We start from the raw sequence: 24,609 nt of genomic DNA, 5'->3' as shown, positions 1-24,609 counted from the left end.
GCAGCCGCTTCGGCTGCTCTCCTTTTGTCTTTTATTCTTTTATTCTTTTAATCTTTTGATGTTCCGGTTTTCGGCTCGTTCGGTATGGCGGCGATAGCCGTAAATGGAACAGGAACCTACGGAATGTAGGCGTGAGCCGTACAGACCGTGGTTATCGGTCCATTTAATGCCGAAGCGACACGTACGGAATGACAGAAAGGGTGTCTTTTCCTTTCTGATCAGTCCGTAGTGCTGCCGCCCAAAGTCGTTCGGTATGCCTTTAACTTAAATTAAAAAGTCCTTATTTCTGAAGAAAAATCGCAGCTTTAGGGTCTTAGTGAATTAGCTGGTAATCTATTTGAATCAAATTTATATTCTCCAAGAAAATTAATATGTTCCCATCCTAATGGTGAGATATGTGGAAGTAATTCTTCTTTTAGGACATCATTTTTCTTAAGTTCCTTTGTCACTTCAGTCAAATACACAGTATTCCATACACTTATTGCATTGATTAATATATTTAATGCACTGGCTCTTTGTAGTTGATCTTGTATGCCACGCTCTCTAAATTCACCACGAACATCGATTACATGTATTCATTGCAAATTTTGGTTTTTTAAAAAATTGATCATTTTATAATGCCAATGTTCGCTTAAGAAGTTTTTAATTTCTCCTCAAGAAAATCAGTAATTCTCTCCTCTGAGACTACTTTAATTCCATTTCTTTCAAGGAGATCTCTATAATTTTATTGAAAGTTCCAATGAACAAGTCCTTGTCCCTGTTTGTAAAATTAAAGGGGGAGGTAGGATTGAGCCTAATTCCTCTTGGAATAATTAAAGTAAAATAATATTGGAATAAATAAAGTCCCCTTGGCGAATTGCGAAGCGTCAGAGCTCTAGCTTGAACCAAGGAGGACTTAAAATGAAATATTAATTTTTCAGATGAAACCTATTCGTTTATTATAATCCAACACTTTTTGAAATAGTGTCGAATGTATCAGATTCGATGTCATCATCATCAATAATCGCTTTTGGTAAACATGAGGTAGTTCCCCAGTAATAAGCCACAAGGGAAATGATTACGGTAATGATAAGATCCCAAGGTTGTTGAAGAGTACCATTTCCTCCAAATACCCCTAAACCAGAAACAACCATCATGCAGGCATAATAGAATATTAGCCATAAAGAAGATTTAATTTGCTGTGCAAAACTTACTGTATTAGTTGGAACCCATTTTTTAAAGAATAAATAGATGACAAACATTAGAATCTGGGTTCCAAACAGCCAGGAAATAGTGTTCCAGCCTGACCAGTAAACAATCAGCGACGCAATAATAAATGACAGTGGTCCAAGAATACTCATTCCTTTTAAGTAGAATGGTCGTTTCAGATCCGGAGCATTTTTGCGGAAAGCTCCAGCACAAATTGGTGCTACGGCATAACTGAATACAAGGGCAGCAGAAACGACACTGATCAAAGTTTCCCATGACGGGAATGGCAATGTCCAGAAAGTTGCCAAGACAAATGATAACCAAACAGCCGGACGTGGAATCCCCGACTTTTCATCAACCTTTGTAAAAATTTTAAATAGAGTTCCACCGCGTGCCCAACCGTAAATAGTCCGAGGAGTGGTAGACATATAAATATTTCCCGTTCCACTCGGAGAGATGATGGCATCGGAAACAATGAAAACACCCAGCCACGTTAGCCCTAGAACAGTCGCAATATCTTTAAATGGAAGGCTGAATACTTTATCAACACCAGACCACCCATTTTTCAACATATCCGTTGGAATGCTGCCAAGGAATGCGACTTGCAATAAAACGTAAACAATCGTGGATAATACAACAGACAAAATTAGGGAAACCGGGATTGTTCGCTGCGGATTTTTTGCCTCACTGGCAACTGCTATAATTGGGGTTAAGCCTAAATAGGCAAAGATAACGCCCCCGGCAGAAATAGCACCTTGAATTCCTTGAAAACCTTGTGGCGCAAATCCGGCAACTGAAAAGTTGGCTGATTTTAATTGCGTTAAAAGAACAATTATTGTAAGGGCAGGGACAAAAAACTTAAAGATTGTAATAATCGTATTTGACTTTGCAAATGTTTTAACACTCCAATAATTCAGAAGGAAAAAGATAACTAATAATGCAAACTGAAAAAGCCATCCAGCAATGGTCGGTGAACTTGACCCGTGTTGAGTTAAGCTTGGGAACCAGGCCGCTGCATATTGGCGCCCGGCTTCTACTTCAATTGCAATCAAACTTGAGTATGCAATAACCGTAATCGAACCAATAAGATAGCCGATTAATGGGCCATGGGAATAAACAGGATAGCGAACAACTCCTCCGGCACGGGGAATTGCTGCACCAAGTTCACAGTAAACCAAACCAAGCAGAAGAATTGCAATACCGCCAATAATCCAAGAAATTATTCCTCCAGGGCCGGCAAGTGAACCTACGTGGCTCGCGGAAAAAAGCCAACCTGATCCAAAAATCGCCCCAAAACCAATAAACGTGAGATCCAACAAAGAAAGCTGCTTCTTAAATTTGCCATTGCTTGACACAAACATCACTCTCCCATAATTATTACTTTCCCTTGAAAAGTCAGAACATTCTGAGTATCAAAAGTCCTCGTTGCGTTGGCATTTCTCCATATGTAAAACATTAATTACGTTTTACGATATTCCTATCCCGCTGCCTTTCTTTTTTGCAAATTTTACACATGCACCTTAGCGTTTTCATTTTACAGCACATATGAAACGCTATTACTTATTTTTAAAAGAATGTACACTTACCCCCTTATACGTTAGATAATGGTAAATATAGGAAGACAGACCCGCTGTCCCTCTCCTATCCGATAGGACAAGGGGTCTGTCCCGTTGTTCCTTAGACTAATTCATCCTGCTTGATGTTAACAAATACACTTTTCACTTCCGTATAGTTTTGTAAGCCATACTCTCCTCCCATTTCGCGGCCGATTCCTGATTGTTTGTAGCCACCGAAAGGCATTGTTTCCCATTCAAGACCAAAATCATTAATCCAGACTGTACCTGATTGCAGCTTGTTTGCAATGTAATGGCCCTTTTTCATACTTTCTGTCCAGATACTTGCAGCTAAGCCATAGTCACTATCGTTTGCCCGTTTAATTACCTCTTCAATCGTGTCGAAAACGAAAATTGACATGACTGGACCAAAGATTTCTTCACGAGCAATAACCATATGATCTTCCACATCAGCGAAAATGGTTGGCTGTACAAAATATCCTTTTTCAAATGCTTTTTCACCGCCAGCCACAAGGCGCGCCCCTTCTTTTTTCCCTTGTTCAATATAATTAAGAACGGTTTTTTGCTGTTTAGCTGAAACGAGCGGCCCCATTTCTGTTTCAGGATCCATACCTGGCCCAACCTTCAGGGAGTTTGCTCGCTCTGATAAAGCTTCTACGACACGATCATAAATGTTCCGCTGTACAAATACACGTGTACAAGCACTACAGTTTTGCCCATGATTGTACATCGTTCCGTTAAAGGCCCCTTCAATTGCTTCTTCAAGATTGGCATCTTCTAAAATAATGGCTGGTGATTTTCCGCCAAGCTCCAGCGTAACGCCTTTAATTTGATCTGCAGCCTTTTTCATGACTTCTTTTCCGACAGCCGTTGAACCAGTAAATGCTACTTTATCAACATCTTTATGAGTGATGATCGCTTCTCCCGCAATTCTTCCTGTTCCTGGCACAATATTCACAACACCATCTGGAAAACCAGCTTCTTTAAATAACTTTCCTACATATAGAAGAGATAGCGGTGTTTCAGTTGCTGGCTTAATAACAACCGTACAGCCAACAGCAAGTGCGGATCCGAGCTTCCAAGCAGCCATGGCAAGTGGAAAGTTCCATGGAATAATTTGGCCTACAACCCCAACCGGCTCATGTACAGTATAGGTTACATAATCCTTTGAAATAGGAGTTGTCTTACCTAATAGTTTCGTTGCCCAACCTGCATAATATCTAAAATGCTGAATGGTTCCATCGATATCATCTGCCAGAGCGACTTTATATGGTTTTCCATTATCCAATGATTCTAGCTGTGCAAGCTCTTCTCGGTTCTCTTCTAATAGATCGGCAAATTTATAGATTAGATGGGAGCGCTCAGCCGCATCCATTTTTGTCCATTCCCCTTCATCAAATGCCTTTCTTGCAGCAGCTACCGCAACATTAATATCTTCCTCTTGCGCCTCACTTACTTCCGCAATGACCTCTTCATTTGCAGGATTAACGACGGAAAACGTTTTACCTCCAATCGATGGAACATATTCACCATTTATATATAGTCCTTTTACATCTTCTAAAAATTCCTGCACTTTTGGTTTCAATTTGTAGTTTGTCGCTTGCATGTTCTCTCTCCTTCACTATTTTAGTTATTTACTGTTTCTAAACTTGCAAGAAGGCTTTTTAGCTTTTGATCTTCCTCAGGTGATAGACCTAAACGAGGGTAACGCGAAGGGCCTCCAGCCTGGCCAGTTAATTCCATGGCTCTCTTCACAATCTGCACATACTTTCCAGATCCTTCAAGGAACGCACAAAGCGGTAAAATACGATCATTGATTGCCCATGCTTCTTTTAACTCACCGTTTTGGAAATGGTTATACATGTCTGTAACAAGCTTTGGCACGATATTTCCTGCAACAGAAATCCATCCAGTTGCTCCAACTAAGTAAGACTCCATTACAAGCTCTTCAGCGCCGCAGAATACTTCAAAGTCTCCCTTGCCTTTTCTTGCAAGATTTCTTACCTTGCCAATTTCACCGCTTGATTCCTTAATGTGGGTCACATTTTCACAATCCTTACCAATCTGAAGCATTAAATCTGTGCTCATATTAACGCCAGAAGTAAATGGGTTGTTATAAAGCATGATTGGTAGATTAACAGCACTAGATACTTCTTTGAAATGATGGTAGATTTCATTTTCCTTTGGCTTCATATAATAAGGGTTAATGATTAGAGCACCATCAGCTCCATGTGCTTCAGCCTGCTTTGTATTCTCGATTGTTTCTTTTGTTGTTTCAGCAGCAGTACCCACAATAACAGAGGTGCGGCCGTTTACTTCCTTCATAACAGTTTCTACCATTTGGTATTTTTCTTCTTTTGATAGACTGACAAATTCACCAGTACTCCCATTGATGACGATACCTGCCACACCTTGATCCACGAAGTAATTAACATTATTCTTTACTCCGCCCCAATCGATTTCTTGTACCTGTGTCATTGGTGTAATTAATACTGGATAAGCTCCTCTAATTGTAGTCATTTTATTTTCCTCCTGTATATTTAATAGTTTTTTATTTTAATAAAAACCCTGCGAATAATGGATCTGTCGGGTCTAATAAATATGTCTGCATACCCGTAATAAATCCGCGGGCTGAAAAACTAAACTCGTAACCGGTTTCAATTTGTGCTGAAAGTTCTGCTGTCAATTTGCCATTAAAAATGCTTTCATTTTCAATTGGGCTATCTGCAGATATATCGCCATTTCCTAATAAATAGGTGCTGCAGGCAGCTACAGTGCCAAATCCTGGAGAACGCACAATATAACAATCCGGACGGAATGTTACCGTTTTGATTTTGCCTTCACTTTTTTGCGAATGATCAAGCAGGATCACTCGGCTGACAGCATGTTGGCCTTCTAAGGCTTTAATCGCCTTTTGTCCCCATTGATTAATGTCAGTAAGGTTCTCCATTTCAATCTCAAAAGGCAGCTCTACTTTATCAAAAATCGCATAAAGCTGATCGGCTTGAACTAGAGCAACTTCTGTCTGTAAATCTAAATAAGACACTGCCACATGGGTCTGTACAACCTGGCATCGCTCGCTTTTTAACTCAACTAATTTCACTTCATCGTCTTTCAAAACAGCAGTAACAGTAACAACACCACGGACTGTTTCAATACTGTATTCATTTGAAGGCTTTGCCTTTAATTGGCCGCACTCCAGCAATGCGGTTATGACAGCAACAATTCCACCATATTGCATTGGAACGGTTCCGTTATGATCGAAAAAGACAACAGCTACATCGGCACCGCTTTTAAAAGGCGGAACGACCAAACAGCCATTCAGTCCGGCAAATCCGCGGGGCTCATTTAAAAGAAGTTTAATTTCCTCCTCATAGACAAGCAGAAATTGCTCATTCAGCTCTTTTAAACTTTGATAATGAACAAATGGCGCATCCTTAATAATACGATAAGCCTCGCCTGCTACGTGTACATCGGTTGCTGTGTAATTCTTTTGAATTTTCATTTCACATCCTCCATTTCATGTTCATTGGGGGTATAAGTAAAAAGCCTTCTTTAAGCGGATCTTCCTCGTTATAAAAGAACCGGTGCATTCCCATTAGCCATGCTGAACCAGTGATTCTTGTAATAACAGCCTCCACACCCTGAACATCTGTTGTTTCAAGGACTCGTCCACGGAATAAAGAGCCGACAATACTCTCATGCACAAATTCTTCGTCAATACCTATCTCCTTTTTGGAATAGAGGACAGATAATTTGGCCGATGTACCTGTACCGCATGGTGAACGATCAATCCCGCCTGGAGGGACAATAACCGTATTTTTCACATCTGCTTCTTCATGGGTTGGCTCAGTAAAAAACTCAATATGGGTCAAACCGCGAATATATGGATACTGCGGATGAACGACATCCGTTTTTTCGTTAATCGTATTTCTAATTTTGATAGCTTTTTCAATGATTTTTGATGCATTCTCCGGTATCAGCTCTAAGCCAACAGATTGGGCATTAATGATTCCATAGAAATTGCCGCCATAAGCAATGTCTGCATCCACGATTCCAATTCCCTCAACATCAACAGAAACACTCTTTAACAGGAAGGCAGGGACATTGCAGAAGGAAACCTCTTTTGCTTTTCCGTTCTCTACCTTAATCTCTGCCTCAACAAGGCCTGCTGGTGTATCAAGTTTGATTGAAGTAACTGGCTCTTGAACAGGGATTAGCCCCGCTTCAACTAATGCTGTACAAACACCGATTGTGTCATGGCCGCACATTGGCAAATATCCGCCGGTTTCGATATATATAACACCGATATCTGCTTCCGGGTGACATGGATCTGTCAACAGTGCACCTGACATCACATCATGTCCTCTTGGTTCATTCATCAGCAGCTTACGAATCCAGTCATACTCCTTTTGCATATGTAGCATTTTTTCGGACATTGTTGCTCCTTTTAGCTCTGGGAGTCCACTAATCAATGTCCTTGTCGGATTTCCGCCCGTGTGTGTATCAATTGTTGTAAAAACTCGATTTGCCTTCATCAGCTCAACACCCTTTCTTTAAATCGGGAAAAGCTCAGCGGTTCAATTGGGATGCAAGTATCCTTTTTATTAATCATTTCCTCTATCACTTTTCCAGTTACAGCGGCAAGGCTAATTCCGTCTCCTTCATGACCGGCCGCAATATAATAGTTTGGAATTCCCTCAACTTCTGACACTATTGGCAAATGATCCTCCGTCCAAGGGCGTAAGCCCGCATAGGAACGTATGACCATCATGTCAGCCATTTTCGGATAAAATCTAATTGCACGATTAGCAATACATTTAATAATTTCATTGTTTATCTTTGTATTAAATCCAACAAATTCACGGCTACTTCCAATCAAGAAGTTTTGACTCTCAGTTGGTTCGAAAACAAGGGCTACGCCGTATTTTTCAGTAATCGGATCAACCTGGCGCTTGCCACCAAATTTGGATATTAAGTAGCCAAATTCCATAACTTTTCTTGGCCCTACAAATTCCTGGCGTGATGCGACAATAATGTGGCCTTTTCTTGGTTTAATTGGAATGGACAGATCCAGCATCTCGCCAATATATGGAGCCCATACACCTGCAGCATTAATAACATGGTTTGCGGTAAAAACTCCATTAGATGTTTCGACAGTAAATGTACCGTCCGGCTCCCTTCTCATTCCAGTAACCTCAGTTTGTTTATGGGCTTTAGCACCCATTTTCTTTGCACCCTCAAGAAGGTTAAAGGCAAGAAGATATGGGTTAACTGTTGAATCTGTTGCACACTCTAAACCGCCTAATAAATCATCAGCAAAATACTTGGAATCTTGGCGAATATCCTGACGGTCCAGCATCCTGAACGGCAAACCAGCCTCCTTCTGACGGTCAACCCACTTTTGTGCGGCTTCCATTTCTTCTTTTGTCTCACAGACAAGAATGCTCCCAGGAGCACGATAATCAAAGGGTTGTTTCAATTCTCTGCTTAATTCATCTACTAATTTCTGACTGACAAGTGACATTTGACTATCAAAGCCAGGGTCTTTATCAATAGCTAAAATATTTCCATCACAGCGGGATGAAGTACCACTGACAAATTCTCCTTTTTCTATAACTGTTACATCTCGTCCAGATTTAGAAGTATAATAGGCAATTGCACAACCTATGATTCCCCCACCTATAACCAAAACGTCACAATGATTTCCCACAAAACCAACCTCCCTTCGTTTTCTTATATAATTCTATTAATGCAAGTTGCGTGCCAACTTTTGTAAATGCTAAAAACAACAAATTCCAAACTATTTTTACAATTATTCCGAATATTCTCTTTGTATCCGTTTGTAGTTGTCAAATTTTTTGATAAACTAGTGTATAAAATATTAAACAGTGTAAAAATATTTTTACATATTAAGGAGGCTGTTATGTTTGAACTACCGTCAGTCAAAGAAATAATTGAAAATAATTTTATCCACCTAAACCAAGTAGATAATGAAAGCACTTTAGGAAGGGTTCATTTCCATGATTCCTTCTCTGTACTAGCTGATGTTTGCAAGCACTATCCAGCCGTTACCGTCACAGATTCAAGCGGTCAAGACCTTGGCTGCATTACAAATGAACAAATCATTGATTTTTTGCATGATTCCTACAATCAATTAAGGGCTTTCTATGAAACTGTCATTGAAACGATGGACGCCTCAGTGACAGTGATTGATGCTAATGAGCGTGTCCGCACTTGGACACAAGGAGCAGAAAAAATTTTCTCCGTTAAAAAAGATGAGATTTTAGGCAAACCAATTATAGAATTCTTTGAACATCAGAATCTAGAAATCTTGGAATCATTGCACAAAGGAAAAAGAATTCGGGGAAAGGATCACCAAGCAAGATCTAATCTATTTGTTCATATAAATGCAAACCCTGTTTACTTTAATGGAAGGATTATCGGGGCAGTTGTATCGGAAACCGATGTGACAAACCAGGTTGTTCTTAATGAAAAATTATTTAATATGTCGACAGAGGTTCGCCGTTTAGAACAGGAGATGGCGAAATACAGGCCTTTAGATCCCTTTAATGACATTAAGGGGAAAAGCGCTGCGATGGAAAAAACGGTGCAAATGGCGAAAAAGGTGTGCTCTGTCCGATCAACTGTATTAATCTTAGGAGAAAGTGGGGTCGGCAAAGAGGTCTTTGCCAAATCCATTCATGAGGCAACCGAAGGGACAGACGCACCATTTATTTCAATCAACTGCGGTGCCATTCCTGAATCATTATTTGAAAGTGAATTATTCGGCTATGAACGCGGTGCCTTTTCCGGTGCGGATCATAGAGGTAAAAAAGGAAAAATTGAACTCGCTAAAGGCGGTACTCTTTTTCTTGATGAAATTGGCGAAATGCCTTTAGAAATGCAGGTCAAAATGCTTCGCGTACTTCAGGAAAGAAAGTATTACAAGGTTGGCGGCGAAAAAGAAATTGAGGCTGATTTCCGGGTAATTGCCGCAACAAATAGGGATTTAAAAGAATTAATAAAAGAAGGCCAATTTCGTGAGGATTTATATTATCGACTGAATGTCGTCAGTTTAAAAATTCCTCCATTAAGAGATCGTCGCGAAGATATCGTTGAACTGATTTATCATTTTTTAAAGGATTTTTCACTACGCTATCAGCGACCGGTCCACCATTTTTCACAGGAAGTTATGCAAGAGATGCTTCAATATAATTGGCCAGGCAATGTCCGAGAGCTGCGTAATGTCGTTGAACGCCTTGTTGTTTTTGCGACAGATGGCGTCATTCGAAAAGAATATTTGCCATTTCATTCAGTAATGAGCTATCCAGATGAATCTGATACGGACCTTCAGGAAAACAATATTGAATTGAACACGACCATTTTGCCACTTCAGGAGGAAATGGATCAGCACGAGAAAAAGGTACTCGAAAAAGCATTAGCATTAACCCATGGCAACAAATTAGAATGCTCGAAAAAGCTAGGGATCACCCGAGCAACCCTTTACAATCGTCTAAAACGCCTCAGCTTAAGCTAATTTAAAATATAGACTTCAAAGTTGGTACGATTCTTGCATTACATTTTAACATATAGCTGAAGAGGGGGATTTTCCAAATGAATAACAAAGAAGCACTTGTGATCTGTCGTTGTGAAGAGGTTACCTATGGACAAGTTTTCACAACAGCAAAAGAACATCAATGCACATCCAGGGAACTAAAGCTTAGAACAAGGGCAGGAATGGGTTTTTGTGGAGGACGCACTTGCAGAGTCATGGTCGATCGGATCATTGAAAGTATCGTACCTAATACAGAAGAAGGAGATATCCCATTAAAATATCAGCCTCCAATTCGCCCTGTAACTTTTGGAACGGTAGGTGAAAATCATGAATAGAATTATAGATCATCCAGTTTTAGGAAAATTAGATGATAGACAAAAGATTCCATTCACATTTGAGGGAAAAGAATATGAGGCACATGAAAATGAAACAATTGCAGCAGCCCTGCTGGCAAACGGTGTGAGAACACTGCGTGTTCATGAGGGAAATGGAACACCAAGAGGGATTTATTGCAATATTGGCCACTGTATGGAATGCCGTGTAAATGTAAATGGTCAGGCCAATGTAAGAGCCTGTTTAACTGTTGTGAAGGAAAATATGGTTGTTGAAAGTGGGAAACAGCATCCTAATATTGTTAAAAGGATGGTGGAGGAACGATGATTGATGTAATCGTAATTGGAGCTGGACCAGCCGGTTTAGCTGGTGCCATATCCTGTGCTGAAAATGGCTTGAAAGTAACCGTCATTGATGAATTTGTCAGACCCGGTGGAAGATTACTCGGCCAATTGCACCAGGAACCGTCTGGTGAATGGTGGAATGGAATAAAAGAATCAGAGCGTCTGCACAATGAAGCTCAAAAACTATCAATAGATATCCGCTGCGGCGTTTCTGTATACAACCTTGAAAAAGACGAGGATTCATGGAATGTTCATACTAATATAGGGACATTAACAGCTCCTTATGTGCTAGTGGCAACTGGTGCAGCCGAGTTCCCAATTCCTGTACCAAGCTGGACACTTCCAGGCGTTATGTCCGTTGGGGCTGCACAGGTCATGACCAATGTTCATCGTGTCGAGGTCGGCAAAAAAGGCATCATCATTGGTGCTAACATTCTAGCATTTGCAATTTTAAACGAGCTGCAATTAGCTGGAATTAATGTGGAACGCATTGTTCTGCCAAAAAAGAGCGCTCTCAGCAAAAATGCCGGAGAACCAGAGGAAGTCATGAAGTCGCTTCTAAATGCGGCCCACCTTGCCCCGTCACCAATCTTGCGTTTCGGTAGTGGTTTTATGAAAAATGAAGGATTCCGCAAATTAGGAATGAAGTTTTTCCCTAAGAGCGGCGTTAAGGTGAATGGCACACCATTGCAGCTTAGAAAAGCAGCTCTTGAAATTCTTGGCAAGGATCAGGTAGAAGGCGTCCTCACTGCAGATATTGATGTGAATGGAAATGTGATCAAAGGTACAGAAAAAATTTATGAAGCAGATTTCGTATGTATCGCAGGTGGCTTGTATCCGTTAGCAGAGCTTACAGCAGTTGCCGGTTGCCCATTCAAATACGTTCCAGAACTTGGTGGACATGTTCCGCATCATTCTGAAAAAATGGAAACTCCGCTCGAAGGATTATTTGTTGCTGGAAATATCACTGGCATCGAAAGCGGGAAAATCGCCATGGCCCAAGGAACAACAGCCGGCATTTCGATTGCTAAACACGCTGGAAAAGGTAGCACTGATATCAACGAAAAGCTTGAACAGGCAATGAAGAACGTTCATACTGTCCGTCAAAACGCTGCCATCCAATTCAATCCTGAAATTGCAAACGGACGCAGGAAAATTTATGAGCTTTGGGACGATCTTTATGGGAACGAACAGGATTCTTTACAGAAGATAGGATAATAGAAAATCCAGCAAAGAACTGCAGCCAAAATGACTGCAGTTCTTTTCATTGCTAAGTTATAAAAGTCTAGCCAATCCGAATAAGCTCTGTAGGGAAAGATGTAAGCTTTCTTCCATTGCCATCTTCATTTATATAGACACCAGATTTTCTTTAGCAGTTAATTTCCCATAAAGGGGTAAAGTACAATGCCCTTTTCTAATTTTTCGATGATTTTTTCTGTAATGATTTCATATACACTTTTTGCCATCTTGTTTTCCCCCCTTTGATTAGCTTAATTCTTTATTTTTAAGAATAAATCCACTACACCACCTCAAAGAAAGAAGAACAACACAAAACCTATAAGAGGATATGGCGATGTGTATTGCACTCCAAATAAACTAAAAAAGCCAACAAACCCAAATTATATACTCATTTAATTCCTCATAGATATTATCCAAATAAATCATCCTGGTCTATTCCGTCTTTTCTTCTTTGACCACGATTTTCTTCTTTCTTTTGATCTCTTTCACTTAATTCAAAACAAAAAAGGTCTAAAAATTCCTTTGTGTTAAACAAAACAAATCCCTTGAAATCATAATAAAACCCCTTTCTATATTGGTATAAACTGTTACCTATATAAGAAAGAGGATATTAAATATTTTATTATTATTAAGACTGCACCGTGAAGGTTATGTTCAACTATCTACAGCCTTTGTGCCTTATGTTTACTTTGGACCGGAAGTGAGTATGAAGAAAAACAGTGCAAAAATCGGGCATTTCTTAGCTATTGTTGCAATTTACAAGGAGATTAAGCAAACTTGGGGAGTTAAATACCTTCTTGATAGAACCGAAATACGGAAACAAAGGTACCGCAGAACCTGATGTATTTTGTATATACAGGAGAACTCCATTTTTTATTGAAGTGAAGAAAAGCATCTATTCCGAGAAGCAAATGAAGGTTAAAATGAATAGCTATTTAGATTTATTTGATAGCAGGATTATCGAAAACGAACCTTTGCAGCCAGTAGATAAAAAAGTCTTCCCGCCCTCCTCATCCTATCAGATCAACGTTATGCCATTGATGGTTCATACCCCTTTAGAATTATGCAAGCAACGTCTTTCACTGAATTTTTACAGACCTTAAAAGTGAAAGTTGTCCCACAAAAGCAGGAACATACAACAATTAAGTCGAATTTGAAATTAAATAATTGAAAGGGAGTGGACACATGGTTATTAAAAAAAAGTCTGACATTGAAGACTTCCTAAGTCACTTTCAAGCTTTTTCAGAATGGGACGGCACAAAACATTATCTTACCTTTGAAGATACGAAAAATAAGGGCTACCTCACCCTTATGAGTTATCCGAATGAAGGATTTACCTTTTACAGAAAAAACAATTCATTTTGGGATATGAAGGAGCACCCCATACATGAGAATGAAATTATTGGTTTTCTTTGGAAACATCGTAAAGCTTTAAATTCCTACTTGAAAGCAGCTGAATATCTGCTAATTGAGAGCCATTGAGCTCTTTTTTTGTTGTTTTAGATTGAATCCAGAATCAAAATTCACCAATAGAAAGGTGGTATTGAAAAGATACAAAAATTAATAAAAATGAGCAAAAAAACGCAAAAAACATACAAAATAACAATTATGTATAAGAGAATGCTTTAAATTGAAACCATTTAAATGACAAATAGTATTTATCAATAATACCTAATAAAAGGAGAAATTTATAGGAAGTGGCAATAATGCTGGATTCCTTTAGGAGGTTCCCAAACAGAAAAGGACTTCTATAGCACAAAAAGTTCTTAAGACCATAAGGAATCGACTTTTTTATTGATCGCTCTTCAACAATAGCGCCCGATTACGGAATAAGAATAACATATTTCTTTTTCTGCATATTTTACATAAAGCTTCTTATTGGCAAAAAAGGATCTTCCACCGGAAGATCCTTTATATTGCTTCGTCAACGAACGTCAATAAATTAAGCTTTAGTGAGCAAAATTATTCCTTATCAATCGGTCGTTGAATGTTATCTTCATATAGATCGAGAAATAGGTTCCCATTAGTACTTTTAACAGCGTAAAATACTTGTTCTACTGATAATCCTCGTTTAGTTAGTTCTTCGTAAAACCATTCGGTTAGTTGATTTTGTTTTAAATTTTCAAAAATTATTTTACCGTCCATAATTAGTTCGATAGGAAAAGCTGTTTTACTCGATGAAGAGATCCCCAAATCCTTCCTAATTACTGGAAGATATTCAGGTTTTCGTAATACTGAAACCCTTCCATTCAGTTCAAGCACCGCGTACTCGACTTCTTCGATATCAAATATATTTTTTTCCCTTAATTCCTGATTTATAGTATCTGATGTCAGTTTTAATTTTTTTAAATTTTGTTCTAGTATTTTGCCATTTTCAACAATAACCGTTGGTTTTCCAGAAATCCAATTTCTTGCTTTTCGACTTTTTAAAGCGACCAATGTAAGAATATAAAGGATACCACTAAATGTTATTAAAGAAAACACAAGCTTCCAAGATTTCAAACTTATGTTAAAGGCCAAATTTGCTGTAATGGCACCTAAAGTTATTGCAGCAACAAAATCATGATAAGTCATTTGAGCGATGGTTTGTTTTCCAAGCATTCGAGCAATAATCATAATTAAGACGATTGCACAAATAGTCCTAATTAAAATTTCCAAGATATCATTCATTTGGTTTTCCTCTACAAAAATTACTGTTTTTTTATACAACAACAATAGTATTTACATCACAAAGGTTAATTCCATTTAATGTTAAAAGATTTTCTTTTTAGAGTATCACCCACTTTTTAATGAAAATATACGCTAAAACAATTTTTGTTCGGAGAATTATTTAAAGAACAAAATCATTACACCAATTAACGGGATAAATGAAATGGTGATTAAAAATGTACCTAGCTACCACCAACCGTTAACTTACTCGCTTTTATACTGTATACCCATTTCATTCTTAGTTTACATAAACATAACTATATGAAGGTAGCAAAAACACCAATCCCTTACGTTCCCAAGGGATTGGCGTTTATTCATTTTTTATCGTTTATATAGGTTTTTATACATCGTTGGTAAATCAAAATTTTTGGCTTCTTCAGAAGCCTGGTAACTGCATAAGAAAGGGGAATTTTATGCAACCCTCTTACAATAAAATGCCCGTTTTATTGAATAATACAAATTTCCCTCTTTAGCAGCAAACCTCCACTCCATTTAAATAAATTTTGTAAGGAAATTAACTATGCATATAATCGCTAAGCTATAAATATTTAAAATAGATATATATAATCTAATATAACTGGTAATGATAATAAGGCGTCCCCTTTGAAAATAGCCTTTGCTCTCGTTGAGCAAGGGCTATTTTTTTATGGGTTCCTTCTATATATATATTGATACTTTTCAATTTTCTTTCGTACTAATTAAATAGCTTATAAAAAGTTGACTTTTTAACCCCTATTTCTTGCATCGCCTTCAAAACTGTCATCTCTCGTAGAATTAAAATTTCGGCATAGCTTCAACAGCATCCGCCAAATCACTATAGGAATCTCTTAAATTTCGTGCTGTAGTCGAAATATTACTATGTCCTGCTAATCTTCGAACTTTTTCAATGTCATTATTCGTTGCTTTTAACATCCATTTACAAAATGTATGCCTGAACATATGGGGTGTTAATTTTTTCTTCGGCAAGCTGTAACTTTCAATCATGGTCTGAATTCCACGAACCGTAAATTAGGGGAACGCTGGCTATAAAACAAGTAGATATTATAGAAGATCTTTTCTGGATTAACTTTGAAACCGATTAATGTCTTAACTAAATGGGAGTGTTTTTTACAATATCGTTAGCAGAAAAGAAGAATCTCTTCTTTCTGCTAATGATATTGTAAATTCTTAGCGTTGAAAAAATTCAACCCATTCCCCTTCTGAGCCGTATACGAAAAAGTAGCGATGTCCATTAAGGTAATGAAGTAATTTCTTGATCCACTAATTCTACATCTAAGCTTTGAATACTTTTAAATTCTTCCTCAATATTGTCCACCGTAACAGCGAAATGATGGACCTTACCTTCCACAGGTAGTTGATCATTGTAGCCTTGAATTAACTCCAATTCAGTTTCATCTGATTCATTAAACCCAAGGAATGCTAATCGGATAATTCCATTTGTATGGAGAAGTGTGCCTTTTAATGTTAAACCTACAACATCTTTATAAAATTTAATGGAATTTTCTAAGTTTCGTACCATAACTCCTACATGGTCAATCCTTTTTCTAGTCATTTTCTAACCCCCTATGAGAGTGTTTAGCAACCATTTTTCTTAAAGGTAAATATAGAATAACTTAGGATAGCGATATCTGATTCTTAATTGCCATAAAGACTCATGCTTTTTTGCCAACCTCTAAAGCCAAATAACGCCAAGATTCTGTTGTTTTTTTCAATTCACTTTTCTTAAGCTTTCCGCCTGAATTCTCCTTTACACTATTACTCAAATTCAATTCCTTAAAGAAAATCACTATTATGGTGCCTGTCTTGACTTATCTTACTCAACTCAATAAAGGACTAGAAGAGGTTCTTTCATCTTAAAAATTTTTTAATTCATACACCTTAGTAACACGGAAAAATGAAGTCAAAAAAATAAAATCCTGGCACAATCAGTGGGCTCTCTCCTTGTAATAGGATTATTTTATTTATTAAGTTAAAAAAAAGACATTTTCAAAGCTCTCAATGGCTTCAAATTAAAGTTACGTTCATAATGATATACAACCATCTTCATAAGCTCCAATCCTTATAAAGTTAGCTTGTGCTTGCACAATAAAATTACTTATTGCTGGCGATTTTTTTTTATAAAGGTTACTATCTTTTTTCATCCATTCAATCTCTTTCTATCGTTCTATTCCTCTTTGTCGTTTCTTCTTTTTATTTTTGTGATACTGTTCGAATTCATCTTCCCTCCACTTGCGGTCTGCTTCACGGATTGCACTTTCAAGAATCGAGAAGAAATCCGTTCCATCAGGAGATATAGAACCTAGATAATGATTAGGATGTGGTGTAAAGGTGTTAGGAGCTTTAAATGATGATTCTTCGACATTTTCAAAAGTTTGAACATTAAACGCACTGTGAAGCTGATTAATTTTATCTGGGCCAATTTCATCTGAATAACGCAGGCATTCATGATAAAAGACTTTCATATAAGATTGATTATCAATTTGGAAATCAGGATATTTATAGCGTAAAATATCATAATGTTTATCCTTATTTGATGAATTAGTTTTAACATTTTTAATGCAATACAAAGAGAAAACAATTTCTTTTTGTTCCTGTTTTGAATACTTTCTTGGTGGGTTGGAGAAATCTGTTGGCAAAATGGGTTTTCCATAAAACTCTTCTGCCATCAAAAAGAATTCTTTCTGTTCAATTGTTAAATAATTTCGTCCATCCCAATTAAGATACATACCTTGTAGCTGATGATCATAAAGCTGATCCATTAAGTCTAACGATTTATTCATATTTTCTTTTTGTTTTAATAAAAACTGCATTTGGTTTAAATCTTTATCAGAAGCATTCTTTATGGTAGATGGATCAGTGAAGTTAATTCCATTTTTAACTCGTAAATGTTCAAATTGGTGCTCTGCATTTTGTATTTCTTGCTGCAAAGATAAAACGAACTTTGGTCTATTATTCAATAAAACATGCAGATCTTTTTCAATATGCTTTTTCTCTAATTCACTAAGTACTTTTTTGATATCATTGGTGTTCAACAATTTATTTTGAGAAACAGTGGTTTCAACAACTTCAATTTTTTGATCTGTAGATAGTTCTTCCTTATTTAAATCCGGATAATATTTATCTAAGAATCTATTTGCTTCAATTTTTAAGATTTCTTCTGTCTGATTTAATAGTTCTGTTTCTTTTTCTATCCGGCTTATTTTTTTATATTTACCAATGGAATCCTGATGGAACTCAAGTCGGGATTTCCATTTTCCTAATTGTAATCTTCGAGTATTAATATTTTCATAGTTGACAAACATCCGTAACAGTTTTGCTGATTCACGTAATTGCTTTTTCTCTAAAGGAGTAAAGCGACGAACATACTTGTCTGTTCTTTCTTTTATCTGTTTTTCTTTCTTCGCTTCTGCAAGTTCAATGACCGTTTTGTTGTACTCTTTTCGGTCATTATTCATTTTAATCCTATCGGATTCTTTACCTTCGCTTTGCATCTGCCTTGCAACAAAACCTTCATGAATCGTTGGCAGTGTTTCAATCCCTCGACCTTTATTTGATAAATGAGTGATTCTTTCAGAAAACCCATTTTTCTTTAGAAAACGATTGGCATAATGAGACCACTGTTCTCTCCAATAAACCAGTTTTTCTTTCGTATTCCAATCTGTTATATGTAAAGCTTTAACTTGTAGTTTTCCGTCAATCAATTCTTTCACTTTCATTTGTTTATTTCCCCATGAACCATCTTCATTAAAGGGGCGAATCGTTAACATCACATGAAAGTGAGGGTTTTCTTCATCATCTCGATGGATGGATAAATCGGCAACCATCCCATCATTAACAAAAATTTCCGTACAAAATTCAATGGCTAATTGCTCTTGTTCGGCGTGGGATAATTCTTTTGGTAAGGCTACATTAATTTCACGAGCGAGTTGAGCATTCCATTGTTTTTCTTTTTTCTCCACTTCATTCCATAATTGTTGACGATCATAAACCCATTCAGGTACATGACTAGGCGCAAGGATATGAGTAATCGGTTTCACTTTTCTTTTATAAAACTTTTCTTCATTCGTTCTTTCATCTATCAATCTTTCACCAGAACGGTATGCTGCAGCTGCTATGGTATTTTGTTGCTTTTTTCTTGAAAGGATCTGATTAGAGAAATGATAGATTGCCATAGTTATAGACACCTCAACTTATTTTAATGACATGAGCACAGCGAATTTTTCAGACGCTTCACGGATTTGGGTCCTTCGGAGAAGGGCTCAACGCACAATACCGCGATAGTGGTATATAAGTGCGCCCTGAACTTCGTTTTCGGGATAATTATATCACTTCCCATGTTTTGGTTCAAATGCTATAATATAGTAAATTATCCAAAAGGGGTGCTAAAATGCCAAAACACAATACAAAGGGAAAAATAAACGATATCGAAGAACAAATTAAAAAACTGAAAGAAAAACAAAAACGTATTCTAACCAATTCCCAAAAAGAGATTGGTAAGTACTTAATGGACACATGGGGAATTGAAGATGTAAATGAAGCAAAAACATTAATAGATTTGTTTAAGGATCAAGTAAAGGTATATTCCGAGGTTGCATCATCCAACGAAGAGCAAAAAGAGGAAGAGACGATCAATATAAACCTATCGGGTGATTAATATGACAAATGAAGAGTTACATAAACTTGAGGACAAAATAAAAGTCCTGGAGCAAAAAAAGAAAGCCTTAGAATACAAAATTTCTAATGAAGATCGGCGAGAAAGAACTAGAAGATTGATCCAAAAAGGAGCACTTTTAGAAAAGTACTTAGAAAATGAAAATGAAAATGTATCCCTAAAGGACACCGAAGATTTGTTGAAAATTTTAGCTGAGTTTAAAAATAAAAATAAAGAATATATTGATAGAAAAATTCAAAACATGCAGGAAGATCGAGAAGCGCATTAATTTAAATTCTACAAATTGTTAATGCGCTTTTTTTCTCACCTTTATTACTCCTCCACTTTCCACTTCGGTGAAATCCATTCAAAAATTCTATAAGAAAATCTATTTAGTGTTTCACCTATTCCCCTAAATGATCAATTCTTTTATTCCGGTAAAATCCTAAAAAATTTTTAAGAATATTATACAGATCATTATGTTTATAGGTATTTACTATTTTTAAAAATTCTTAAATACATTTGACGATAATTTCTACTTCCATCAATATCCTAGTTTTTTCACAGATAAATAAACTTTTAACATCTCGAATGCACCGTCAATCCTGGAAGCATTTTCATTTGAATATTGTTAAAATCTGAATGATTCTCCATCAACAGAAGGAACTTTTATGTTAAGAAATTCACATCTTCTACTACCTAGAAATATTTTTCAATTGTTCGAACTTTTATCAAAAGCGTCTTCCGTTATTGGCATTTATTCTACCATCATGTTTTTCTCTTCTTTCTGCATTTTGTTCTTTCTCTATTTCATTTAAAGATGATAGAGATGATTTGAAGTGACAAGGCAGAAGAATACAATAAAAAGTCATGCATTTCAAATTTGGTATTGTTTTGAAATAAAAAAATACACTACGAAGGATGGATCAAATCCAGCTACGTTTGTGACAAAAATTATAATATATCCTTCAGTATCACCCTCACTAATTTTAGGCACCACAGAATGAAGGATATAGTTGTTTTCAGCATAGACCCCTATTACTCTATTCAATTCTTCTGAATCGCGTATTAACCAATTGATGGAACGTACATGGTTACATAGTCTTTCAAAGTTATCACTATCCTTCCTCGTCACATTTCAGCAAATAAAGATTTTTATCCTGCTAATTAATTGTTAATTTTAAGTAAACAATTTTCTCATCACGAATCCATTTTTCTAATATTTGTCGCCTTATTAATACTCATCATTATCTCAATATCCTTAATGCTAAATTTCTATTTTTTTCTTAAGTTTCATTCTACATTTGAACTAATTTTTTATTAAGAATCTACAAGCTTTCTAACATAGCAGCTTACTTTAATAAATAAAAAACATCCCGAAGGATGCCATAACCTATAATTCAAAATCAGACTTAATTTTCTTTATAAAATAATTCAAGTTGTTTTGAAAATAAATCCAGTTATAAAACACAATACAATTAAGCCCAAGAACTATTAGAAGTAAGATACCTATCTTTAGCGAAAAAGTAATCGTTAGAGATAATATAACCAAGATTAATAATGATAGGAATAAACTAGTAGATAAAGCTCTTAAAGCATGAACATTCCCAAGTCTGTAACTATAAATCCTTTGGATTTCTTTTCCGAACTGATTTTTAATAATTATTAAATCCATCTCATACTCTTTTTTATAGTATTGTTTCTTGTTTAACCAAATAAGAAAACCAAAACTAAGACTAATTTGATGTATTAAATTACCTATAATAATTCCAGTCCCAATAAAAAGTGTAATTGAAGAAATAATGATCGGAACATCCTTACTATATATGAACGTTTTTATCGCCCCGTAATCACTTATTGTAAAATAGGAAATTAATAGAGCCAGGAACATCCATCCAGGTATTCCCCATCTAATCAAATTTTCTGAATCTAAATTCATTTGCATCCTTCCTTTCATCATTACTTTTTCGATAAAAGGAAAGTAAATCCTGCTTATTTCCTTCTTACAGTACCATATCCTCTTATATAAGTATCACGGTGTAACTCATTCATTCCTCAACATTCTTTTTTCTAGAATATTCTTTTTCTTTTGCTTTTTCTTTGAGTTTTATCTAGCTGCTGTTTTGGTTCTAACGATGAATGATTAGCAATTTTCCTATCATCACCTTCTTAAAGGAAAAAAAGCACGCCTTGGCAGGCTGCTTAGTGTTAGGCGAGCTTTGAAACAAATTGGTGTTGGTATTAAAGGCGATTTTTAATTTATAAGTATGCTAAAGAAGTAGGTAAGGTTAACAAAAAATATTATTTTTTGAACAAGCAAATTCATTTGTGTTCTTTTTAAAAGCTCTCATGTTTTTATTAATGCAGGAATAAATTTAATGGTATTAAATTAACAGGAATTTTATAGTCATGGATTTCTATCGTAAAAATTATATTTAATAAGAATATATATAGTTAGTAAAAAATACATATTTAATAAGAGAAACAATATTAATAGGCATTTTAAAATTTCGGGGTATAGCCGTTGTGGGAGAAGGGTTTCAGACTTTTAAGAGAGTAGTAATAACATAGTTTCCACTATTACACAAAGATCACAAAATAGAATTCACATCTCCACAAGTATTTTTTTAAACTATTTACATATTCACAAGGGTTTATTTTAAAAATCAACAAATACACAAGTATATATTCGGAACCTCTTACTCAAAAAAATAATTCCTTCTTGGAAAATCTGTCAAAGATGAAGACAGAAGAAAAAAGAAAGGAATTTTTTAAAAAATTGAACTATGATTTTAATTTTTGTCAAATACGAAGAGCCCTGTGAGGGTCCATTTTTTTCACAAGGCTGATTATTTCTATTAAATTAGATTGTAAAGTGCTGGTTCTTGACCAGTTAAAGTAAATTCCCTAATTTTGGCTTCAAAGATTAGTTCATAAGGCAGCTTTTTTAAAGCACCAGGAAGATACTTTCTGAAAGCCATCCTGAAAAAAGCACCGATTGAGTAAAAATGAAACGTTCCGGTTCGTTGTTTTTCTTTATGTATTAAGACTCCAATTTGATCGATTGTTTCTAAAAAGAAATTCTTCATGAAACGATCACGCAAGGTGAAGCTCTCTTTGTCTTCATCCTTTAGATAGTTCATTTTATTCATTACTTCCTGTTTAAAAGAAAGCATGACATCAATTTGGTCTCTTGGTTTATATTTAATTTGATGTCCATCCAAGAAGTAGGTTAGCTCTTTTGATAATTTTGCCATAAGCGGGTTCACGTTGAATTCATCTGTATTCTCTTCCACGCATTCCGGCTTCAAGGAAAAGCCAACTTTCTTAATCCATATTTGTTTACCACGAATTTCAATCCCAGTAAATTCTATGGAAAATAGAGCCTCTAAAACACTTAATGTTTTTCGGACTCCTTTTGCATTTTTGTTCAATTGAAACTTGAGTGTTTTCATCGTCCTTTCTTGCTTTACTTTCTCCACTTCACCCGTTTTGCTAAAAGACATACCAGTACGAAATTGGTTAAGCAAGGATAAGAGTAATTCGATCCCTTCAGGATTTGAAGTGCGTACGAATTCAGCTAATATATTTGTGTCAAAAAGGCCATGTGGTATGATCAGGTAGTTGAGAACCCCACCATTATGTTCAGGTGTATTATACTTTTCGACATCTTTTAGAACTAAAACAGGTAATCCTTCGTGAATTTCCTCTTTCACAAAATGATGATCTTCTAGAAATCGCTTTCCTCCCCAAAGAGTAGAATAAGAGATTCCAAGTTTCTTAGCCCATGAAGAAAGATTATATTCTTTTAGCATGCCGCGTTGATTCTGTTCTACTTCCAATTGCTTTAACATGGTCATATATACAACATAGGCAGATGCAGGAGGGCGCTCAAATGACTCATCACGTAGAAAACGAAATTCTTCCAATATGGCATGATGCATTCGAAAACCGTCGATTCTCATTTTACTGTTCATTCCAGGGGCCCTCCTCTCGTCTATTTTCCTAGTTTGAATTATAGCAGAATGGAAATAGAGGAAATGATGCCCTTTATTAAGGGATTTTCAAAGTTGCACAACAGGCGTCAATCCCTTGTCCCCCAAGGGGTTGAAAAAAACTTTAAAATTTTTTATGTGAAAGGAAACGTCATTGTTTTTAATAATTTGTGCATATTGTGACAGGAAACGTCATACCTGATTGATTAATGGATTGGGAGAAACGTTGATATATCAACGTTTTTTTAAAAGAGTCTATTAAAACAAAAGCAGAACTAAAAAACTTGCACAGAAATCTTTGCTAGTTTGTGTGAGAGGAAACGTCATTATCCTTCATTTTCAAACACAAGAAAGAGCAAACTTTGCAGTAATTTGTGTTTTTATAAGAAATTAATGAATTTTCACTATTCAACCAAGGATGTTCATTCAGACAAAAAATGTAGTCTTTTGAAGGTTTTGTGCACATTGTGAGAGCAAACGTCAGGCAAAAAAAGTTGCACACAGGATTTTTAATGTACTGCCGTGAAAGGGATCGTCAATCATTTAATAATGACCAGGTCGCTTGGAGTAAAGAAAGGTTTCACATGATTTAGGCTTACTCTGTGCACATTGTGAGAGGAAACGTCAAGAAGAAAATAAGTGCACTATTAGACGGATGAGTATATCTCTTTATGCAGAATGAAGGATCTTTAAAAGTCTGTGCACATTGTGAGAGGAAACGTCAAAGTAGAAAATAAGTGCACAACTAGTAGATGATGAGGATACTCTTTTATGCTGAATGAAGGATCTTTAAAAGGGTGTGCACATTGTGAGAGGAACCGTCAAAGTAAAAAATAAGTGCACAACTAGTAAAGGATGAGGATACTCTTTTATGCTGAATGAAGGATCTTTAAAAGGGTGTGCATATTGTGAGAGGAAACGTCAAAGTAGAAAATAAGTGCACAACTAGTAAAGGATGAGTATATCTCTTTTATGCTGAATGAAGGATCTTTAAAAGGATGTGCACATTGTGAGAGGA

The 24,609-nt window shown here is 36.3% G+C and carries 18 protein-coding genes and 4 pseudogenes; 8 read left to right on the top strand and 14 right to left on the bottom strand.

Features of this window, described 5'->3' with window-relative positions; genetic code table 11:
* Window positions 1–305: 305 nt before the first annotated feature.
* The 7 genes and pseudogenes from QF028_RS01330 to QF028_RS01300 all read right to left on the bottom strand — a co-directional run.
* A pseudogene (locus QF028_RS01330) lies at window positions 306–554 on the bottom strand (Tn3 family transposase); the annotation flags it as partial.
* Window positions 555–938: 384 nt separating this feature from the next.
* On the bottom strand, window positions 939–2,543 hold the full coding sequence (locus QF028_RS01325; RefSeq protein ID WP_429463546.1) for an APC family permease: 1,605 nt from the start codon (window positions 2,541–2,543) through the stop codon (window positions 939–941).
* 322 nt (window positions 2,544–2,865) lie between these two features.
* Window positions 2,866–4,368 carry an aldehyde dehydrogenase family protein gene (locus tag QF028_RS01320; protein ID WP_429463544.1) on the bottom strand — a complete coding sequence of 501 codons (1,503 nt, stop codon included), beginning with the start codon at window positions 4,366–4,368 and terminating at the stop codon, window positions 2,866–2,868.
* A gap of 20 nt (window positions 4,369–4,388) precedes the next feature.
* The gene (gene dapA / locus QF028_RS01315) at window positions 4,389–5,282 is read right to left on the bottom strand and encodes a 4-hydroxy-tetrahydrodipicolinate synthase (RefSeq protein WP_429463542.1); all 894 of its coding nucleotides are present in this window, start codon (window positions 5,280–5,282) and stop codon (window positions 4,389–4,391) included.
* Window positions 5,283–5,313: 31 nt separating this feature from the next.
* Window positions 5,314–6,267 carry a proline racemase family protein gene (locus QF028_RS01310; RefSeq protein WP_429463540.1) on the bottom strand — a complete coding sequence of 318 codons (954 nt, stop codon included), beginning with the start codon at window positions 6,265–6,267 and terminating at the stop codon, window positions 5,314–5,316.
* A pseudogene (locus QF028_RS01305) lies at window positions 6,264–7,300 on the bottom strand (proline racemase family protein). The gene QF028_RS01310 and the pseudogene QF028_RS01305 overlap by 4 nt, the downstream one beginning before the upstream one ends.
* Entirely contained in the window at window positions 7,300–8,475 is a 1,176-nt protein-coding gene (locus QF028_RS01300; RefSeq protein WP_429463538.1) for an NAD(P)/FAD-dependent oxidoreductase, read from the bottom strand. The pseudogene QF028_RS01305 and the gene QF028_RS01300 overlap by 1 nt, the downstream one beginning before the upstream one ends.
* A 213-nt stretch (window positions 8,476–8,688) precedes the next feature.
* Here QF028_RS01300 and QF028_RS01295 point away from each other — a divergent pair, with 213 nt between their 5' ends.
* From QF028_RS01295 to QF028_RS01280, 4 genes are all read left to right on the top strand, one after another.
* A complete protein-coding gene (locus tag QF028_RS01295) occupies window positions 8,689–10,302 on the top strand; it encodes a sigma-54 interaction domain-containing protein (RefSeq protein WP_429463536.1) in 1,614 nt (537 codons plus the stop codon).
* 77 nt (window positions 10,303–10,379) lie between these two features.
* Window positions 10,380–10,655, top strand: a complete 276-nt coding sequence (locus QF028_RS01290) for a (2Fe-2S)-binding protein (RefSeq protein ID WP_429463534.1) — start codon at window positions 10,380–10,382, stop codon at window positions 10,653–10,655.
* On the top strand, window positions 10,648–10,980 hold the full coding sequence (locus QF028_RS01285; RefSeq protein ID WP_429463533.1) for a (2Fe-2S)-binding protein: 333 nt from the start codon (window positions 10,648–10,650) through the stop codon (window positions 10,978–10,980). The genes QF028_RS01290 and QF028_RS01285 overlap by 8 nt, the downstream gene beginning before the upstream one ends.
* Window positions 10,977–12,215, top strand: coding sequence for an NAD(P)/FAD-dependent oxidoreductase (locus QF028_RS01280; protein WP_429463531.1), 1,239 nt, complete (start codon window positions 10,977–10,979; stop codon window positions 12,213–12,215). The genes QF028_RS01285 and QF028_RS01280 overlap by 4 nt, the downstream gene beginning before the upstream one ends.
* 430 nt (window positions 12,216–12,645) lie before the next feature.
* Here the strand turns inward: QF028_RS01280 and QF028_RS01275 are convergent, their stop codons facing one another.
* On the bottom strand, window positions 12,646–12,771 hold the full coding sequence (locus tag QF028_RS01275) for a hypothetical protein (protein ID WP_429463529.1): 126 nt from the start codon (window positions 12,769–12,771) through the stop codon (window positions 12,646–12,648).
* A gap of 262 nt (window positions 12,772–13,033) precedes the next feature.
* On the opposite strand from QF028_RS01275, the gene QF028_RS01270 reads away from it, so the two are divergent.
* Entirely contained in the window at window positions 13,034–13,339 is a 306-nt protein-coding gene (locus QF028_RS01270; protein ID WP_429463527.1) for a hypothetical protein, read from the top strand.
* A gap of 82 nt (window positions 13,340–13,421) precedes the next feature.
* Window positions 13,422–13,718: a hypothetical protein gene (locus QF028_RS01265; RefSeq protein WP_429463525.1), complete on the top strand. Its 297-nt coding sequence runs from the start codon at window positions 13,422–13,424 to the stop codon at window positions 13,716–13,718.
* 480 nt (window positions 13,719–14,198) lie between these two features.
* On the opposite strand, the gene QF028_RS01260 is transcribed toward QF028_RS01265, so the two are convergent.
* The 4 genes and pseudogenes from QF028_RS01260 to mobQ form a co-directional block, all read right to left on the bottom strand.
* A complete protein-coding gene (locus QF028_RS01260) occupies window positions 14,199–14,906 on the bottom strand; it encodes a DUF421 domain-containing protein (RefSeq protein WP_429463523.1) in 708 nt (235 codons plus the stop codon).
* Between the two features lie 813 nt (window positions 14,907–15,719).
* Window positions 15,720–15,982, bottom strand: a pseudogene (locus tag QF028_RS01255) (tyrosine-type recombinase/integrase); the annotation flags it as partial.
* Window positions 15,983–16,112: 130 nt separating this feature from the next.
* Window positions 16,113–16,497: pseudogene (locus QF028_RS01250) on the bottom strand (VOC family protein).
* A gap of 604 nt (window positions 16,498–17,101) precedes the next feature.
* A complete protein-coding gene (gene mobQ / locus QF028_RS01245; protein WP_429463521.1) occupies window positions 17,102–19,117 on the bottom strand; it encodes a MobQ family relaxase in 2,016 nt (671 codons plus the stop codon).
* A 215-nt stretch (window positions 19,118–19,332) separates the two neighbouring features.
* Here mobQ and QF028_RS01240 point away from each other — a divergent pair, with 215 nt between their 5' ends.
* Window positions 19,333–19,599, top strand: a complete 267-nt coding sequence (locus tag QF028_RS01240) for a hypothetical protein (RefSeq protein ID WP_429463518.1) — start codon at window positions 19,333–19,335, stop codon at window positions 19,597–19,599.
* 1 nt (window position 19,600) lies between these two features.
* On the top strand, window positions 19,601–19,885 hold the full coding sequence (locus QF028_RS01235) for a hypothetical protein (protein ID WP_429463516.1): 285 nt from the start codon (window positions 19,601–19,603) through the stop codon (window positions 19,883–19,885).
* A 1,104-nt stretch (window positions 19,886–20,989) separates the two neighbouring features.
* Here the strand turns inward: QF028_RS01235 and QF028_RS01230 are convergent.
* Window positions 20,990–21,535, bottom strand: coding sequence for a hypothetical protein (locus QF028_RS01230; RefSeq protein WP_429463514.1), 546 nt, complete (start codon window positions 21,533–21,535; stop codon window positions 20,990–20,992).
* A 919-nt stretch (window positions 21,536–22,454) separates the two neighbouring features.
* Window positions 22,455–23,573, bottom strand: a complete 1,119-nt coding sequence (locus QF028_RS01225; protein ID WP_429463512.1) for a hypothetical protein — start codon at window positions 23,571–23,573, stop codon at window positions 22,455–22,457.
* Between the last annotated feature and the right edge of the window lie 1,036 nt (window positions 23,574–24,609).

The sequence above is a fragment of the Neobacillus sp. B4I6 genome (genome assembly GCF_050434045.1).
Taxonomy (GTDB): Bacteria; Bacillota; Bacilli; order Bacillales; family Cytobacillaceae; genus Neobacillus.
Note: the sequence above shows the minus strand (reverse complement) of the source record. Positions and strands in the feature narration are given on the sequence as shown.

Coding starts and splice junctions, on each gene's coding strand:
- dapA (WP_429463542.1), bottom strand. CDS start 5,282: ATGACTACAATTAGAGGAGCTTATCCAGTATTAATTACACCAATGACA.
- QF028_RS01225 (WP_429463512.1), bottom strand. CDS start 23,573: ATGAACAGTAAAATGAGAATCGACGGTTTTCGAATGCATCATGCCATA.
- QF028_RS01290 (WP_429463534.1), top strand. CDS start 10,380: ATGAATAACAAAGAAGCACTTGTGATCTGTCGTTGTGAAGAGGTTACC.
- QF028_RS01240 (WP_429463518.1), top strand. CDS start 19,333: ATGCCAAAACACAATACAAAGGGAAAAATAAACGATATCGAAGAACAA.
- QF028_RS01280 (WP_429463531.1), top strand. CDS start 10,977: ATGATTGATGTAATCGTAATTGGAGCTGGACCAGCCGGTTTAGCTGGT.
- QF028_RS01235 (WP_429463516.1), top strand. CDS start 19,601: ATGACAAATGAAGAGTTACATAAACTTGAGGACAAAATAAAAGTCCTG.
- QF028_RS01285 (WP_429463533.1), top strand. CDS start 10,648: ATGAATAGAATTATAGATCATCCAGTTTTAGGAAAATTAGATGATAGA.
- QF028_RS01320 (WP_429463544.1), bottom strand. CDS start 4,368: ATGCAAGCGACAAACTACAAATTGAAACCAAAAGTGCAGGAATTTTTA.
- QF028_RS01295 (WP_429463536.1), top strand. CDS start 8,689: ATGTTTGAACTACCGTCAGTCAAAGAAATAATTGAAAATAATTTTATC.
- mobQ (WP_429463521.1), bottom strand. CDS start 19,117: ATGGCAATCTATCATTTCTCTAATCAGATCCTTTCAAGAAAAAAGCAA.
- QF028_RS01230 (WP_429463514.1), bottom strand. CDS start 21,535: ATGAATTTAGATTCAGAAAATTTGATTAGATGGGGAATACCTGGATGG.
- QF028_RS01265 (WP_429463525.1), top strand. CDS start 13,422: ATGGTTATTAAAAAAAAGTCTGACATTGAAGACTTCCTAAGTCACTTT.
- QF028_RS01310 (WP_429463540.1), bottom strand. CDS start 6,267: ATGAAAATTCAAAAGAATTACACAGCAACCGATGTACACGTAGCAGGC.
- QF028_RS01260 (WP_429463523.1), bottom strand. CDS start 14,906: ATGAATGATATCTTGGAAATTTTAATTAGGACTATTTGTGCAATCGTC.